Below are 13,709 nucleotides of genomic sequence, written 5' to 3'. Positions count from 1 at the left end.
GTCAAATAACCACCCACCAAACAATTGATTTTTGGCCCCTGTTTTTCTTTAGCCAAACAGCCCGGTTTCCTGATATATCAAGGAACCGGGCTGGGTATATACAAATATAAGCAATTTACCGGTGTTGTAAAAATCGGGGTTTAGCGATCCCTTTTTATGCTAAAAAATTATGCTATTTTAGATGGATAGCTCCCCTGCTTTGCTACACATCTGTTTTGATATACCATCATGACCATGAAACATAAGATAGTTTTGCTACTGTTCACACTGCTATTGGGCACCTTTGCATTTGCCCAACAGCAGCCTAAAAACATTATATTGGATACCGACATCGGTCCTGATTATGACGATGTTGGGGCCATGGCCATTTTACATGCACTGGCCGATAAGGGCGAATGCCGTATCCTGGCTACTATAGCCAGCAACCGGTACAGTAATATAGCACCCGTTTTAAGCGTATTGAATACCTATTTTAAAAGGCCGCAAATTCCTATTGGCGTGGTACGGGGTAAAGCAGTTAATATCCCTTGCGGGCAAAAATGGGATTCACTGATCGTGGCCCGTTATCCACACCGGATTAAAACTAACAACCAGGCAGAAGATGCCACAACACTTTACCGCAAGATACTGGCTGTGCAACCCGACCAAAGCGTAACTATAGTAACCATTGGGTTTATGACCAATATGGCTAACCTGCTTCGATCAAAGCCAGATAAAGCATCACCATTAAGCGGAGCTGCCCTGGTTAAAAAGAAGGTAAAGCTTTTAGTAAGCATGGCTGCCTGTTTTAACCAGGAAATGGGAAAATTCAAAGAATTTAATGTAGAGAAGGATTCGGTATCATCAAAAATAGCGTTCGACAATTGGCCCTGTCCTATTATTTTCAGCGGGTTCGAGATTGGCGAAAAAATACATACCGGTTTGCCAATCGTAAGGGATAAATCCATTACTCATTCACCGGTTAAAGATGTATTTCAAAAAAGTATCCCGCTTGATCCCAACGACGCCAAAGGCAGGATGAGCTGGGACGAAACCGCAGTACTGGTTGCCGTGCGTGGCTATGAAAAATATTTTGATGTGGTAAAGGGTAAAATCATATGTAACAGCAATGGCAGCAACCTTTGGGATAAAACCGGCACCCGCGACCGTTACCTGGTGCAGAAGATGCCTACTCCTGAAATAGAAGTGATTTTAAATACGCTAATCATGCATCAACCTAAGTAAAATGAATAGCCCAGGGCGATGAAATCCCTTCCTCCCCTTCCCCAGGGAAGGAATCGCACAGCCATCCGCTTTTTTGAAATTCAACGATTCGATTCTTATATTTCGAATCGATATTCCCGTTTTTTCAACCACGGATCGCTTTTCGCCTCTATTTTACTGTAATTTAAACAATTACCAACGCTGCCTGGTTGCCGTTCCATTCAACGGGGCTTTCTGTATGGGCAATCCAGTTGTAACTCAAACCCGTGGCTTGTATAAAATCTTCCAGGGCCCGGTATTCATAGTCTTTATAGTTTGGATAGTTATACAATTCATCAAAAAGGATCACCGTTCCCGGGATAATTTTTCCTGCTTTAAACAGTCCGTCCAGTACATCCATCGTTGAAGAATAAAGGTCACAGTCGATATGGATAAAGGCGCAATTTTCTGTATGGTTGGTGCAAAAGCTATCCAAAGTTTCAGAAAAAAGACCGATAACCAGCTCCGTGTTTTCTGCAACCAATTCCGGCGCTATGCCATTCCGCGAATAGGTATTTTTGGTATATATTCTTTCTGCGCTCAATACCCAATCTTCGGGCAGACCTTTAAAGCTGTCAAAACCGTAAATGGTTTGATCTGGCTTCTGCCGCGCAATGAAGGACAATGATTTGCCAGAGCCTACGCCAAACTCCAGCCAAAGACCGGGGATAGCTACCCGGTTGATACAATAAGTCAGATATGCCCAATAAGAATGTTCAGGATCGGCCAGGTTGGGCTCGTGTGTATGCCTGTACCTGGATACTTTGCATTTATCGCAAAGGCAGCCGGTTTTAACCTCATTATATCCTTCGGTGAATTTAACGCTTAATTTGAGGCTATCAATTATTGAGTCGTTCATGTTGTTTTATTGATGTACACTTTATACGGGTTTGCGGATGCCTAAACATTTGCACCGGACCGACACCTTCCATTTCATTTAATGGAAAAGCAAATTTAAGATGATCAGCAGCCAATATATTAATTTACCATTATATCTCTGTAAAGCGCATTTTAATCCATATTTCGGTAGGTGTTATGGTATGCAGGCTCAATTTTCGCTTAAACAAAAAACCGCATGCCGGTAACGACATGCGGTTTAATTAACACAACACTATAAAAATTAAACTGCTGATGCATTTTCGGCGGCTTCGATGATCACATTGGCAACAATATCAGGATGCGACATAAAGATCACGTGACTGCCTTTAACTTCGGTTACTTTGGTGTTTGAGCGGCTGTACATCTTTCTCTGTATATCAGGATTGATGCTTTTATCTTCGGTAGCAATCAAACCATATGCTGGTTTATGTTTCCAGGCTGCATCAGTAATAGGGCTTACAAAACCTTTGGCATAAAATGCGCCTTGTGAGGCATACATAAACGCGGCTTCGTCGGCATCAATATCGGCACAAAAACCTGCATGGTATTTATCTTTGTCATAGTATACAATGCCTTTTTCATCAGGAGGCAGTACACCGTTTTCTGGCGCTGCGGGAGCAGTTTGCAACCACTGCAAGGCCGATTCGCCATTGTCTGGCTGGAAGGCGGCTATATATACCAGCGCGGCAACATTGGGGTGATTACCAGCTTCGGTGATCACTGCACCACCCCAGGAATGACCGGCAAGTATTGCAGGACCACCAATCCTGTCTAGTGCCACGTGTGTTGCCAAAACATCATCTTCCAGTGAAGTTAAAGGGTTTTGTACAACAGATACGTTATACCCTTTTTTTGTTAATTCGTTATAAAGTGCTTTAAAGCCTGAACCATCGGCGAATGCTCCGTGTACCAACACTACATTCTTTACATTTGAGTTTTTCATTGTTTTGTGAGTTTTAATTGTTTGAATGATTTAACAATACAAAGATGCCGCTTAAGTCAAGGCAAGGGAATACACGGATTTCCCGAAGAGTTGTAATTATTTCCCATCAACGCCTTTGAGGCAGACAATAGAGATTCAAACAATCATTCAACTCACAAGTATTTCAATCTGCCCGCGTATCTTTCAAACATCATTTTCCCTGCAAAGCAAAGCGGTTCTTATTCATCATAAGAACCGCTTACTAAGTGGCACACCCTCAATTTATAGTATTTCAATATATCCGTCCGTTCCGTTCACCCGGATCTGTTGACCGTCTTTAATCAGTTTGGTAGCATTATCAACTCCTACAACCGCGGGTAAGCCATATTCACGCGCAATAACAGCTCCATGGGTCATCAGTCCGCCAACTTCAGTGACAAGGCCTTTGATGGATACAAACAATGGTGTCCAGCTGGGGTCGGTAAATGCTGTGACCAGTATATCTCCCTCTTCCAGATCGGCATCTTCCATGTTTAAGATAACGCGTGCCCGCCCTTCTATCACTCCGGAAGAAACAGCCAGGCCAGCAATGGCTCCTACCGGCAGGTCTTCGTGTTTGTACTTGCCCGTAACAATCTCACCATCAGATGTGATCACTCTTGGCGGGTTTAGCTTTTCAAATAATTGATGTTCTTCTTTTCGCTTATTGATGAGTTGATGATCCAACCGGTGTGTTGCCACAACTTCGCGCAATTCTTCAAACGTAAGATAGCAGGCATCTTCTTTTTCGCGAATAACATTGGCTTGTACCAGTTTTTCGATTTCTTTCAGCAAAGCCTGTTTATAAACAAAGAAACGGTTAACTATACCATATTTTGGATATTCCCGGTAACCAACAAAATTCCGGATCAGATCGATCATTGATTTTGTTTCTTTTGCTTTTTGTTCACCATCCGGTAATTCTTGCAATCTATTCAACAGCGATTGTTCTTTCTTTAGCGCCTCCAGTTGCCCCTGCTCAAACTTCTGCTTGCCGGCCCCGGGCTCAAAATTTTTAATATTACTCAATATTATCGGGACAAGTATGGCAGGCTTTTCGCTCCAACGGGTTTTAGTAATATCTATCTCGCCGGCACATCGCATGCCGTATTTGTGGAGGTAGGTATCTATAGCATTTTTTACTTCCTGTCCGCCATCAAACTTAGGCAGTTCATCTAAAAAGTTATCGTCCTTTACCTGTTGTAAGTACGCTATTATTGGAGGGTAAGGCCGAATCACATCTGCTACATCCAGCAACTCCAGACCCATCTCCGAAGTGACATTGTTGGGGGCTGATTGAGAAAGTATATCTGCTACGTTTTTTTCGCCTAACCATTCGTTCATCTTATCGTTGATCCACGATGAAGCATTCATTGCCGCCAAAATCACCCCCATATGCTTTGTATGAAATATCATCTGCTTTGATTGCCGGATGTCTTCCAGAATAAAATCAAATACATCTGTTCCTGATTTCGTTTGGATGTTTTGCTTGAGCGATTTCACCGATGTCTCGTTATCTTTAATCAGATCAGCAACTATTGCAGGGTCGTTTCCTACTTGTGCCAAAATAGCTGTAGACGACATACCCCTATCGCTTTTAACCAGCGCGGGTGCCTTTTGGTCATCCGGTAATAATTTTATAAAATCCCCTCGCTCCACGATGGTTATCAATGCATCTTTGATGAGCGGATCATGTTGGCCCATGGCCTCTAATAAACCTTCTCTGCCTGCAGGTGTAGCCAGGTTATCCGCAACATCCACAAACAATCTTCCGGCCGCCTTAAACATGGGTCTACCAGCTCTTAATTGCCATAAAGACAATCCCAGCGGTTTCATGGGGTCGGTCATCATTTGCTGGTGGCCAACGGATATATAAACATGATTTTCCTGATCGCTGGTTTCAGGAACCGGGTATAAAGTGGTGATTGGCCTGCTCTGAACAATGCAAAATATATCGCCGGTCAAACACCATTCAATATCCTGAGGGCTGCCAAAATGATCTTCGATCTTTCTGCCGATGCGCTCCAGTTGTAGTACCTGATCATCTGTAAGGGCTTGCTTATTCTGCCGTTCCAGTTCAATCTCCTGTTCTTTTGTACCGCCACCTTTTAGGGCGTAAATAGCCAGTTTCTTAGCGGGTATCTTTTTATCGATAATCCTGCCGTTGCTCACTTTATACAGATCGGCATTTACCAGACCCGAAACCATGGCTTCGCCAAGTCCGAAACTGGCATCAATAGACAACATTTTCCGGTTACCGGTAACGGGATCGGCAGTAAACAAAATCCCCGCCGCCTGCGGGAACACCATCTGTTGAACAACCACAGACAGGTGAACCTTACGGTGATCAAACCCATTTTGAATACGATAAACTACCGCTCTATCGGTAAATAATGACGCCCAGCATTTACTGATATGTTTCAGGATAGCCTCCTGCCCAATAATATTCAAATACGTATCCTGCTGACCTGCAAAGGATGCCGACGGCAGATCTTCAGCTGTGGCGCTGGACCGTACCGCAAAAGCCTCATTTTCATCAAACCGGGTAAGATAATTAGCAATCTCATCAACTATATCCTGGGCAATGGTTACGCTTTCAATAGCTTTGCGAATCTTGCTGCTAAGCTCACTAATCTTGCTCCGGTCTTCCACTTTTAAAAGCGATAACTGGTCAAGTAAGTTGTTAATTGACGGCGTTGCCTCCATCATTCGGTTAAAAGCTTCGGTCGAAATACAAAAACCATCCGGCACATGGATCCCTTCAATTCTGGCGAGTTCACCCAGATTGGCTCCTTTTCCCCCAACCGTTGCCAATTTTGTTTCATCGATTTCCTGGAAACCAAGTACATAAGAGCCCCTGTTATTCATTTTACGCTTGTTTATTATTGAGTTCGGTTGTTGTTTCATTCATAATTTCAATAGCTTTTGAAAAATAGGCTTCAAGAATTTGAACATCCTTGTCTGAAAATGAAGCAATCAATTTTTCTGACTTAGCACGGAATTCTTTATAAAGCGGCACCAACAGCGCCATGATATTTTCGGTTTTAGGTTCGATGAAAACCTTGCGCCTGTCATCTTGAGCAAATTTTCTTTTTACCAGATCCCTCTTTTCAAACCGGTCTATCAAACCTGTAACCGCACCTGTAGTTAGGCCTGTTAAAACGGCAAGCTCGCCCGCCGTCATTTGTCCTTTTTCCATTAAAAACCCTAAATATTTATGGTCAGTACCCGAAAGCCCGGCCTTTCGGGCTACAGCTTCATGCATTTGAATGGAGGTATAGGCATATTGTTGGGTCAATCTCCTTATTTGGTGTATTACTTCGGCATCCATATATCTTAGTTTATAAATATCTTAGTTACAAAGATAATATTTAATTCAAAACTCCTCTCCTGGTTTTTTAAAAAAATTACCTGCATCAGAACGGGCTATTTCAATGAATCGAAATCGATCATTTTTTTGACTAAGACAAAAGTAGATTCGGCTAAATTCCTTGTAACACCGCTACCCACCTTTGTATTATCAAATTAATAACAAGATGAAGATTACAGTCACAGGTTCATTGGGGAACATTAGCAAACCATTAACTATATCTTTAATACAACAAGGGCATTCAGTTACCGTAATTAGCAGCAGTGCTGAAAAGCAAACTACTATTGAAGCATTAGGTGCTACCGCCGCCATAGGCTCTATGGAGGATGCTCAATTTCTGGCAGCCTCTTTTACCGGTGCCGACGCGGTGTATTGTATGATACCCATGAGTTTTACGGAGCAAGACTTAACTGCTTATATGCGCCGGATAGCGGGTAACTATTTATACGCCATAAAGCAAGCCGGAGTAAAGCGGATAATTGTTTTAAGTGGTTGGAGTGCCGATTTAACTAAATCTGAAAATGTGGAAGGTATTTTTGATGAATTAACCGATGTATCGATCACCATCATGCGCCCTGCATCTTTTTACAGCAATTTTTATATGTCAATAGATATGATCAGGGGAAAAGGATTTATTGGTAAGTTTTTAACGCTTCGCCATTCGGGTTTGTGGGCCTTATTAACCGGAAAAACCGGCCTGCTGATGGGAAATTACGGCGGCGATGATCGGATTGTTTTTGTTTCGCCAAAAGATATTGCCGATGCTGTAGCCGAGGAATTGGTTACAATACCCGCACAACATAAAACAGTCCGTTATGTAGGTAGTGAAGAAATGACCTGTAACGAAGCTGCAAAAGTTATTGGCACAGCCATCGGAAAGCCCTGGTTAAAGTGGGTGTTACTATCGGATAAGCAAATGCTTCAGGGTTTAAAAATGGCCAAAGTACCCGAACAGCTGGCAGCATCCCTGGTCGAAATGCAGGCGATTATGCATAGCGGGGCACCTCTCCGTAACTTTCATCAAAGCAAACCACAGATGGGCAAAGTGAAATTAAAAGATTTTGCAAAAGAATTTGCAGCAGTTTATCAGCAAGGATAAGTATATTGTATGATGGCCAGCACGCAACCTATCCGGATTAAAACCATTACCGAATATCATCGGTTAACAGGTCTCCCTAAACCAGAGCACCCCTTAATCAGCGTAATCAATATTGAAGCCATTAAACAACCACCGATGGATGGGCCGTTTAGCTTGTTTTTTGATTTTTATTCCATTTCCTTAAAGCGGGGCATTCATGCCAAATTTAAATATGGCCAGCAGCCTTATGATTTTGATGAGGGTGTGTTATTCTTTATGGCTCCGGGCCAGGTGCTTAGCGTTGAATTTGATAAAGACAGAGTACAAAACCCATCCGGCTGGATGATATTTATCCATCCCGATTTTTTATGGAATACCCCTCTGGCAAAAACCATTAAACAATATGAGTATTTCAATTATTCGGTTTATGAAGCTCTATATCTTTCGGACAAGGAAGAAACCATGCTCACCGGCATCGCGCAATCTATGGAGCAGGAGTACCATGCCAATATCGATCAATTTAGCCAAAATGTAATCATTGCACAATTAGAGCTATTGCTAACTTACGGAGAACGGTTTTATCAGCGCCAATTCATTACCCGAAAAATTGCCAGTCATGAAATTCTTACCCGTTTGGAAGACCTGCTTTCGTCATATTTTAAAAGCGAAGCCTTAGCCAAACAAGGATTACCAACCGTTACCTATATTGCCGAAACCCTGAATATATCACCCAGTTATTTAACCGGTTTATTGAAAGCCTTAACCGGGCAGAGCACCCAGCAACATCTGCATCACAAACTGATTGAATTGGCTAAAGAAAAACTAAGTACCACCAACTTATCGGTAAGCGAAATAGCTTATCAATTAGGATTTGAACACCTACAGTCGTTCAGCAAGTTATTTAAGACCAAAACCAACCTATCGCCTTTGGAGTTCAGACAGTCGTTTAATTGAAAATATAGGGTTACAAGTTTTTAAATACCATAAGCAGGAATCAGGCAATTGCATCAATTTAAATTCCTGTATTCATTAGGAGTATTGCCAACTCGTTTTTTAAATAACCTGCTAAAATGTTGCGGATATTTAAAACCCAATTCAAATGCAATTTCATTGATTGTTTTATTATTCTCGAAAATCTTGTTTTTGGCAATGTCGATGATTTTGTTTTGAATATATTCCTGGGCAGTTTTCCCGGTTTCCTTTTTGATTAAATCGCCAAAGTAATTAGCCGACAAGTGCAGCTCATCGGCGCAATAAGCAACGGATGGCAAACCAATATTAACAGGATTGTCTGAAGAAAAATAGCTATTCAATAAGTCTTCAAATTTTTCTAAAATTCCTTTGTTGATATTTTCACGAGTGATGAATTGACGATCATAAAACCGTTCACAATAATTCAAAAACAGTTCAATGTTTGAGGCAATTAACTTTTTGCTGTGTTTGTCAACTGCATGCTGTAACTCATACTCAATTTTAGAAAAACAGTCTAGGATGATTTTTCGTTCCTGCTCCGACAAATGCAACGCTTCGTTTACTGCGTAAGAAAAGAAGCGATAATCATTAATATTTTTCCCTAAAGATGTACCGGTTAGCAAATCGGCATGAAATACTAAAGCAGTTCCCTGTGGTTTATAGTATTCAAGGCCGTTTTGACCTATTACCTGGCCTGGTGCTAGAAATATTAATGTCCCTTCCTCGTAGTCGTAATTACCCAATCCATAACGCAGGTCGCCGCAATGTATCTTCTTAAAAAAAATAGTATAAAATTCATAACGCAAACGTCTGTGCTGCCTGGGATCAGCTTTTTCCAGATTAACCACACTCACTAAAGGATGTAATGTCTCATTGTTATTAAAGGCATTATATTCCTTTATACTACTAAAGCTTTTAATATCGTCCATTGCTCTTCATTTTCAACTGATATAATTCAAATTTAAGTATTCTAACAGAGGTATAACCATTCCTCAGCCCTCGTCTGTAATATTGGTAGTAAAAGCAGTAATCTATATACTAATACCCTCATTTTTAGTATGGAACTTTGCAGTAGCAACTTTAAAAATTAAAATACAGAACTAAAAAAGCTGCATGAAAAAAATAAAAGCAAATACTATCATAGCGTCATTAATCCTGGTCTTTTGTTTTACCTATAATGTGAAAGCACAAAACAATATGAATGCAAACCAGAGATTAAGCCAAAAGGAGCAAAGCATTATTTCTATTGCTGCATTAACGGCTAAAGGCGATTTACCAAAGTTAAAAACAGTACTGAATACCGGTTTTGAGGCTGGGCTTACCGTGAATGAAATAAAAGAAATTTTAGTACATCTGTATGCCTACTGCGGATTTCCGCGCAGCATTCGCGGATTACAAACCTTTATGGAAGTTCTTGATGAACGCAAAGCCAAAGGCATCCATGATAAAACAGGAAATGACATTTCGCCTATCAATGAAAAAGGGAGCAAATATGAGCGAGGGAAAAAGATTTTAGGAGAGCTCACCAAAGTATCTCAACCCGATACATTGACAGGCTATTCGGCTTTTGCTCCCATAATAGATACCTTCCTGAAAGAACATTTGTTTGCGGATATTTTTGAAAGGGACGTTTTAACTTATTCTGAAAGAGAACTGGTTACGGTATCGGTACTAGGCACCATTGGCGGCGTAGAGCCTATGCTACGTTCGCATCTAATTATTTGCCTCAATGTAGGTTTGGCGCCAGAGCAATTACTCCAATTTGTAAATATTATAAAATCAACCGTTGGTCAAAAAGAAGCAAAAGCAGCCCAAACGGTATTGGATGAGGTGCTTAAAGCAAGGCATAACTTTTAAATCACAGTACGATGAAACAGATAACATTAATTTTAATAGCAATTTTTATGACAACCAATATTATATCTTCGGCTCAAACCAAGCCCAAAAATCCCTTTGGACTGGTATATGATGATGCCATTACAGAAAATGCAAAAGGAAAAGTAAATATCCATCCTGTAACTTATAAACTGAACGGGATTGATATAGCGGCCAATGTTTATACTCCTGCCAACTACGATGCATCAAAGAAATACCCGGCAGTTGTGGTGGCCCACCCTAACGGTGGCGTAAAAGAACAGGTTGCAGGTTTATATGCTCAACGTTTAGCCGAACAAGGGTATATTACCATTACGGCTGATGCCGCATACCAGGGTGCCAGTGGCGGAGAACCCCGCAATGTGGATAAGCCGGCAAACCGGGTTGATGATATACATGGGATGGCAGATTTTATTGCTCAATATCGAGGCGTTGATATGGCAAAACTTGGATTGCTTGGCATTTGTGGCGGTGGCGGTTACTCTTTAAAAGCAGCACAATCAGACAAACGGTTTAAAGCAGTGGCAACCCTAAGTATGTTCAATTCAGGTGAGGTAAGACGAAATGGTTTTATGAATTCCCAGATTTCAACTATCCAGGAAAGGTTAAAACAGGCCTCAGATGCGCGGGCACAGGAAGCAGCGGGAGGACAAGTTTCATATTCAAATAGCGCTTCTAAGCCACTAACAGGCGAACAAATAGCCAAGCTTCCTGACTTGTATAAACAAGGGATGGAATACTATGGAAAAACGTATGCACATCCAAATTCAAGTGGAATATATACCCTAAGCAGCCTGATGGATTTAATGACCTGGGATGCAAGTAGCAATATGGATCTGATTAACCAGCCTCTGTTGATGATGGCAGGAAGCAAAGCCGATTCAAAATATATGACAGATGAAGCATTTAGTAAAGCAACCAATGCAAAAAGCAAGGAACTGTTCCTAATCGATGGAGCTACTCATATTGAAACCTATTGGAAACCAGAATACGTATCAAAAGCCGTGAATAAATTAGTTACTTTTTACCAGGCCAACCTTTAAACTATAACATAATGAAGTGTAAATATATACTGCCGTCAATCATTGCTATTGTCTTTTTAACGGCTTGTAACCACCCTAAAACAGAAGGTTCGAAACAACAAACTAGACTTATATTTCCACAAGGCAAAAAAATAACCAATAATAACTTTACAGGAACAGCTTACCTCCAAACACTAATAGCAGCGGATAGCCTTAATTCCATATCCGTTGGAAATGTCACTTTTGAACCCGGGGCCAGAAGCAAATGGCATTCACATCCGGCAGGACAAATATTACTAGTGATTGATGGGGTTGGTTATTATCAGGAAAAAGGACAGCCTAAAAAAATACTTCGCAAAGGCGACGTTATAAAATGCCCGCCCAATATTCCTCATTGGCATGGAGCAAGTGCGGACACTGCTTTTGTTCAGGTAGCCATAACCGGAAGAGAAAAGGGTGAAACAGTTTGGCTGAATGCGGTAACGGATGAAGAATATCGTAAATAAAATGCTGTCCAATCCTTTGGCTTCATACCATAACAGCGGAATTTATTCGCTACCCATGAAATAGGTTTAATATATTAATTTTGTTTTTCTGAAACCTGCAGGTAATTATAAATCTCTTTCATAATTGCCGGCAGGTTTGATAAACTAAATTAATCATTTTTGTGCTGCATCCTTTAAGAGTCCATATAGAAGCCATAAGTAAACTTACCGACGAAGAGTTTACTTATATACTATCACATTTTACCGAAAAGAAGATTAAAAAGCACGGTGATCTGATCAGAGAAGGCGAGTATGTTAATCACGAATATTTTGTAATTAAGGGTTGTCTCAGAACCTACGTCATTGATCCCGACACAGGAAAAGAATTTACCTTTCAGTTTGCAGTTGAAAATTGGTGGGTTACCGAACGAGGGGCTTTTCTTAATGGTACCAAAGCTAATATGACCATTGAATGCCTGGAAGCTTGCGAACTACTCTGCCTTACCCGTGAAAACCGGGACAAGCTTGGTGCGGAACTCTGGAAATATGAACATTATGTGAATGTGAAATCCAATATAGGCTATGTTGCCCTGCAAAAAAGAATGCTTACCATGATTACCGGGAACGCAAGGCAACGGTACGAGAATTTTATTCATCAATACCCCTACCTTGTTAATCGCATCCCCAAAACCTATCTTGCCTCATACCTGGGTGTTTCCAGGGAAACCATAAGCCGTTTATACAGAACTTAATGCCACAATTGTCACAAATTATTAGTGACAATTGTCCTGTGCCTATCTTTAATTTAAGAGGAATTTTGCTTTATAAATTTAATATAAAATGAAAAATAAAGTAAAATTCTTATTTAAGTCTATCTTCTTATTTCTTTTAGCTACCACACTGCCGCGGTTTGCTGATGCACAGGAATCAACAATCAAAATTCTTCCGCAACCCGGATACTATAATATGCAAATAGGAGATTTGCCACTTGTGGTTCTTTCTGATGGCACCAATCCCTTAGCTTTTGACAAACTGCTTTTAAATGCTCAACCGGGTGAACTTAAAAGTTTATTTGAACAGAACTTTTTAAGTACAAGTGTAGAAGGGTCGGACAATGCTTACCTGATACGTACCGATGGTAAACTCGTACTGATTGATGCAGGTTCCGGCGATTTGCTGGGCCCAACATTTGGCCAGTTAACTAAAAGTATTATCAACGCAGGATTTAAACCAGAACAAATAGATGCGGTATTAATTACGCATTTACATCCAGACCACGTTGGCGGCTTAATGAGAAACGGCCAAATGGTTTTTCCTAACGCTACCGTATACATTGCTAAGGCAGAAAGTGATTTTTGGCTGAGCGAGGAAAATTTAAAAAATGCGCCCGTAGGTTCAAAACCTTTTTTTGAATATGCCCAAAATTCTGCATTGCCATACTTAAAAGCCGGAAAAGTAAAAACCTTTAATTCTGGTGATAAACTATTTTCGGGTATAACGGCATTAGGATCGGCCGGGCACACCGCCGGGCATACTTCGTATATTATTGAAAGCAATGGCCAGAAATTAGTGATACTTGGCGATCTAATACATGCAGCAGCCGCTCAATTTACAGACCCGGGTATCGCTATTGCATTTGACAGCGACCCTAACGCTGCAATCAAAACCCGCAGAAGAGTTTTTGATGATGCAGTGAAGGGGAAATACCTGGTTGCGGGATCGCATCTTTCATTTCCTGGCGTAGGTCATATAAGGGCTAATGGAAAAGGATATTTGTGGGTTCCGGCAAATTACAGCACCATCGTGTCAAAATAAATCATTGCCG

Annotated in this window: 13 protein-coding genes; 8 read left to right on the top strand and 5 right to left on the bottom strand. The window is 41.0% G+C overall.

Features of this window, described 5'->3' with window-relative positions:
• Positions 1 to 234 precede the first annotated feature (234 nt).
• Entirely contained in the window at positions 235 to 1,224 is a 990-nt protein-coding gene (locus tag G7092_RS00655) for a nucleoside hydrolase (RefSeq protein ID WP_202985186.1), read from the top strand.
• A 163-nt stretch (positions 1,225 to 1,387) separates the two neighbouring features.
• On the opposite strand, the gene G7092_RS00650 is transcribed toward G7092_RS00655, so the two are convergent.
• The 4 genes from G7092_RS00650 to G7092_RS00635 form a co-directional block, all read right to left on the bottom strand.
• A complete protein-coding gene (locus tag G7092_RS00650) occupies positions 1,388 to 2,101 on the bottom strand; it encodes a TylF/MycF/NovP-related O-methyltransferase (protein ID WP_166085169.1) in 714 nt (237 codons plus the stop codon).
• Positions 2,102 to 2,362: 261 nt separating this feature from the next.
• Positions 2,363 to 3,064 (bottom strand): alpha/beta hydrolase, encoded by a 702-nt coding sequence (locus G7092_RS00645; RefSeq protein WP_166085167.1) that lies wholly within the window; start codon positions 3,062 to 3,064, stop codon positions 2,363 to 2,365.
• A 261-nt stretch (positions 3,065 to 3,325) separates the two neighbouring features.
• Positions 3,326 to 5,950 carry a phosphoenolpyruvate synthase gene (gene ppsA / locus G7092_RS00640; protein ID WP_166085165.1) on the bottom strand — a complete coding sequence of 875 codons (2,625 nt, stop codon included), beginning with the start codon at positions 5,948 to 5,950 and terminating at the stop codon, positions 3,326 to 3,328.
• 1 nt (position 5,951) lies between these two features.
• A complete protein-coding gene (locus G7092_RS00635; RefSeq protein ID WP_166085163.1) occupies positions 5,952 to 6,413 on the bottom strand; it encodes a MarR family winged helix-turn-helix transcriptional regulator in 462 nt (153 codons plus the stop codon).
• 205 nt (positions 6,414 to 6,618) lie between these two features.
• On the opposite strand from G7092_RS00635, the gene G7092_RS00630 reads away from it, so the two are divergent.
• The gene (locus G7092_RS00630; RefSeq protein WP_166085160.1) at positions 6,619 to 7,551 is read left to right on the top strand and encodes an SDR family oxidoreductase; all 933 of its coding nucleotides are present in this window, start codon (positions 6,619 to 6,621) and stop codon (positions 7,549 to 7,551) included.
• Between the two features lie 12 nt (positions 7,552 to 7,563).
• Positions 7,564 to 8,484 (top strand): helix-turn-helix domain-containing protein, encoded by a 921-nt coding sequence (locus G7092_RS00625; RefSeq protein WP_166090840.1) that lies wholly within the window; start codon positions 7,564 to 7,566, stop codon positions 8,482 to 8,484.
• Positions 8,485 to 8,537: 53 nt separating this feature from the next.
• Here the strand turns inward: G7092_RS00625 and G7092_RS00620 are convergent, their stop codons facing one another.
• The gene (locus G7092_RS00620; RefSeq protein ID WP_166085158.1) at positions 8,538 to 9,431 is read right to left on the bottom strand and encodes a helix-turn-helix domain-containing protein; all 894 of its coding nucleotides are present in this window, start codon (positions 9,429 to 9,431) and stop codon (positions 8,538 to 8,540) included.
• A 184-nt stretch (positions 9,432 to 9,615) separates the two neighbouring features.
• Here G7092_RS00620 and G7092_RS00615 point away from each other — a divergent pair, with 184 nt between their 5' ends.
• From G7092_RS00615 to G7092_RS00595, 5 genes are all read left to right on the top strand, one after another.
• Positions 9,616 to 10,359 (top strand): carboxymuconolactone decarboxylase family protein, encoded by a 744-nt coding sequence (locus tag G7092_RS00615; RefSeq protein ID WP_166085156.1) that lies wholly within the window; start codon positions 9,616 to 9,618, stop codon positions 10,357 to 10,359.
• A gap of 47 nt (positions 10,360 to 10,406) precedes the next feature.
• Complete coding sequence (locus G7092_RS00610) at positions 10,407 to 11,420, top strand: alpha/beta hydrolase (RefSeq protein ID WP_235953747.1); 1,014 nt, start codon at positions 10,407 to 10,409, stop codon at positions 11,418 to 11,420.
• Between the two features lie 11 nt (positions 11,421 to 11,431).
• On the top strand, positions 11,432 to 11,905 hold the full coding sequence (locus tag G7092_RS00605; RefSeq protein ID WP_166085152.1) for a cupin domain-containing protein: 474 nt from the start codon (positions 11,432 to 11,434) through the stop codon (positions 11,903 to 11,905).
• 161 nt (positions 11,906 to 12,066) lie between these two features.
• Positions 12,067 to 12,636, top strand: coding sequence for a Crp/Fnr family transcriptional regulator (locus G7092_RS00600; RefSeq protein WP_166085150.1), 570 nt, complete (start codon positions 12,067 to 12,069; stop codon positions 12,634 to 12,636).
• An 88-nt stretch (positions 12,637 to 12,724) separates the two neighbouring features.
• The gene (locus G7092_RS00595) at positions 12,725 to 13,699 is read left to right on the top strand and encodes an MBL fold metallo-hydrolase (RefSeq protein WP_166085146.1); all 975 of its coding nucleotides are present in this window, start codon (positions 12,725 to 12,727) and stop codon (positions 13,697 to 13,699) included.
• Positions 13,700 to 13,709 lie beyond the last annotated feature (10 nt).

The sequence above is a fragment of the Mucilaginibacter inviolabilis genome, from assembly GCF_011089895.1.
GTDB classification, from domain to species: domain Bacteria; phylum Bacteroidota; class Bacteroidia; order Sphingobacteriales; family Sphingobacteriaceae; genus Mucilaginibacter; species Mucilaginibacter inviolabilis.
The sequence above is the reverse complement of the archived record's forward strand: the minus strand, read 5'-3'. Positions and strand labels throughout refer to the sequence as shown.

Coding starts and splice junctions, on each gene's coding strand:
- G7092_RS00645 (WP_166085167.1), bottom strand. CDS start 3,064: ATGAAAAACTCAAATGTAAAGAATGTAGTGTTGGTACACGGAGCATTC.
- G7092_RS00620 (WP_166085158.1), bottom strand. CDS start 9,431: ATGGACGATATTAAAAGCTTTAGTAGTATAAAGGAATATAATGCCTTT.
- G7092_RS00635 (WP_166085163.1), bottom strand. CDS start 6,413: ATGGATGCCGAAGTAATACACCAAATAAGGAGATTGACCCAACAATAT.
- G7092_RS00650 (WP_166085169.1), bottom strand. CDS start 2,101: ATGAACGACTCAATAATTGATAGCCTCAAATTAAGCGTTAAATTCACC.
- ppsA (WP_166085165.1), bottom strand. CDS start 5,950: ATGAATAACAGGGGCTCTTATGTACTTGGTTTCCAGGAAATCGATGAA.
- G7092_RS00655 (WP_202985186.1), top strand. CDS start 235: ATGAAACATAAGATAGTTTTGCTACTGTTCACACTGCTATTGGGCACC.
- G7092_RS00610 (WP_235953747.1), top strand. CDS start 10,407: ATGACAACCAATATTATATCTTCGGCTCAAACCAAGCCCAAAAATCCC.
- G7092_RS00605 (WP_166085152.1), top strand. CDS start 11,432: ATGAAGTGTAAATATATACTGCCGTCAATCATTGCTATTGTCTTTTTA.
- G7092_RS00625 (WP_166090840.1), top strand. CDS start 7,564: ATGGCCAGCACGCAACCTATCCGGATTAAAACCATTACCGAATATCAT.
- G7092_RS00615 (WP_166085156.1), top strand. CDS start 9,616: ATGAAAAAAATAAAAGCAAATACTATCATAGCGTCATTAATCCTGGTC.
- G7092_RS00595 (WP_166085146.1), top strand. CDS start 12,725: ATGAAAAATAAAGTAAAATTCTTATTTAAGTCTATCTTCTTATTTCTT.
- G7092_RS00630 (WP_166085160.1), top strand. CDS start 6,619: ATGAAGATTACAGTCACAGGTTCATTGGGGAACATTAGCAAACCATTA.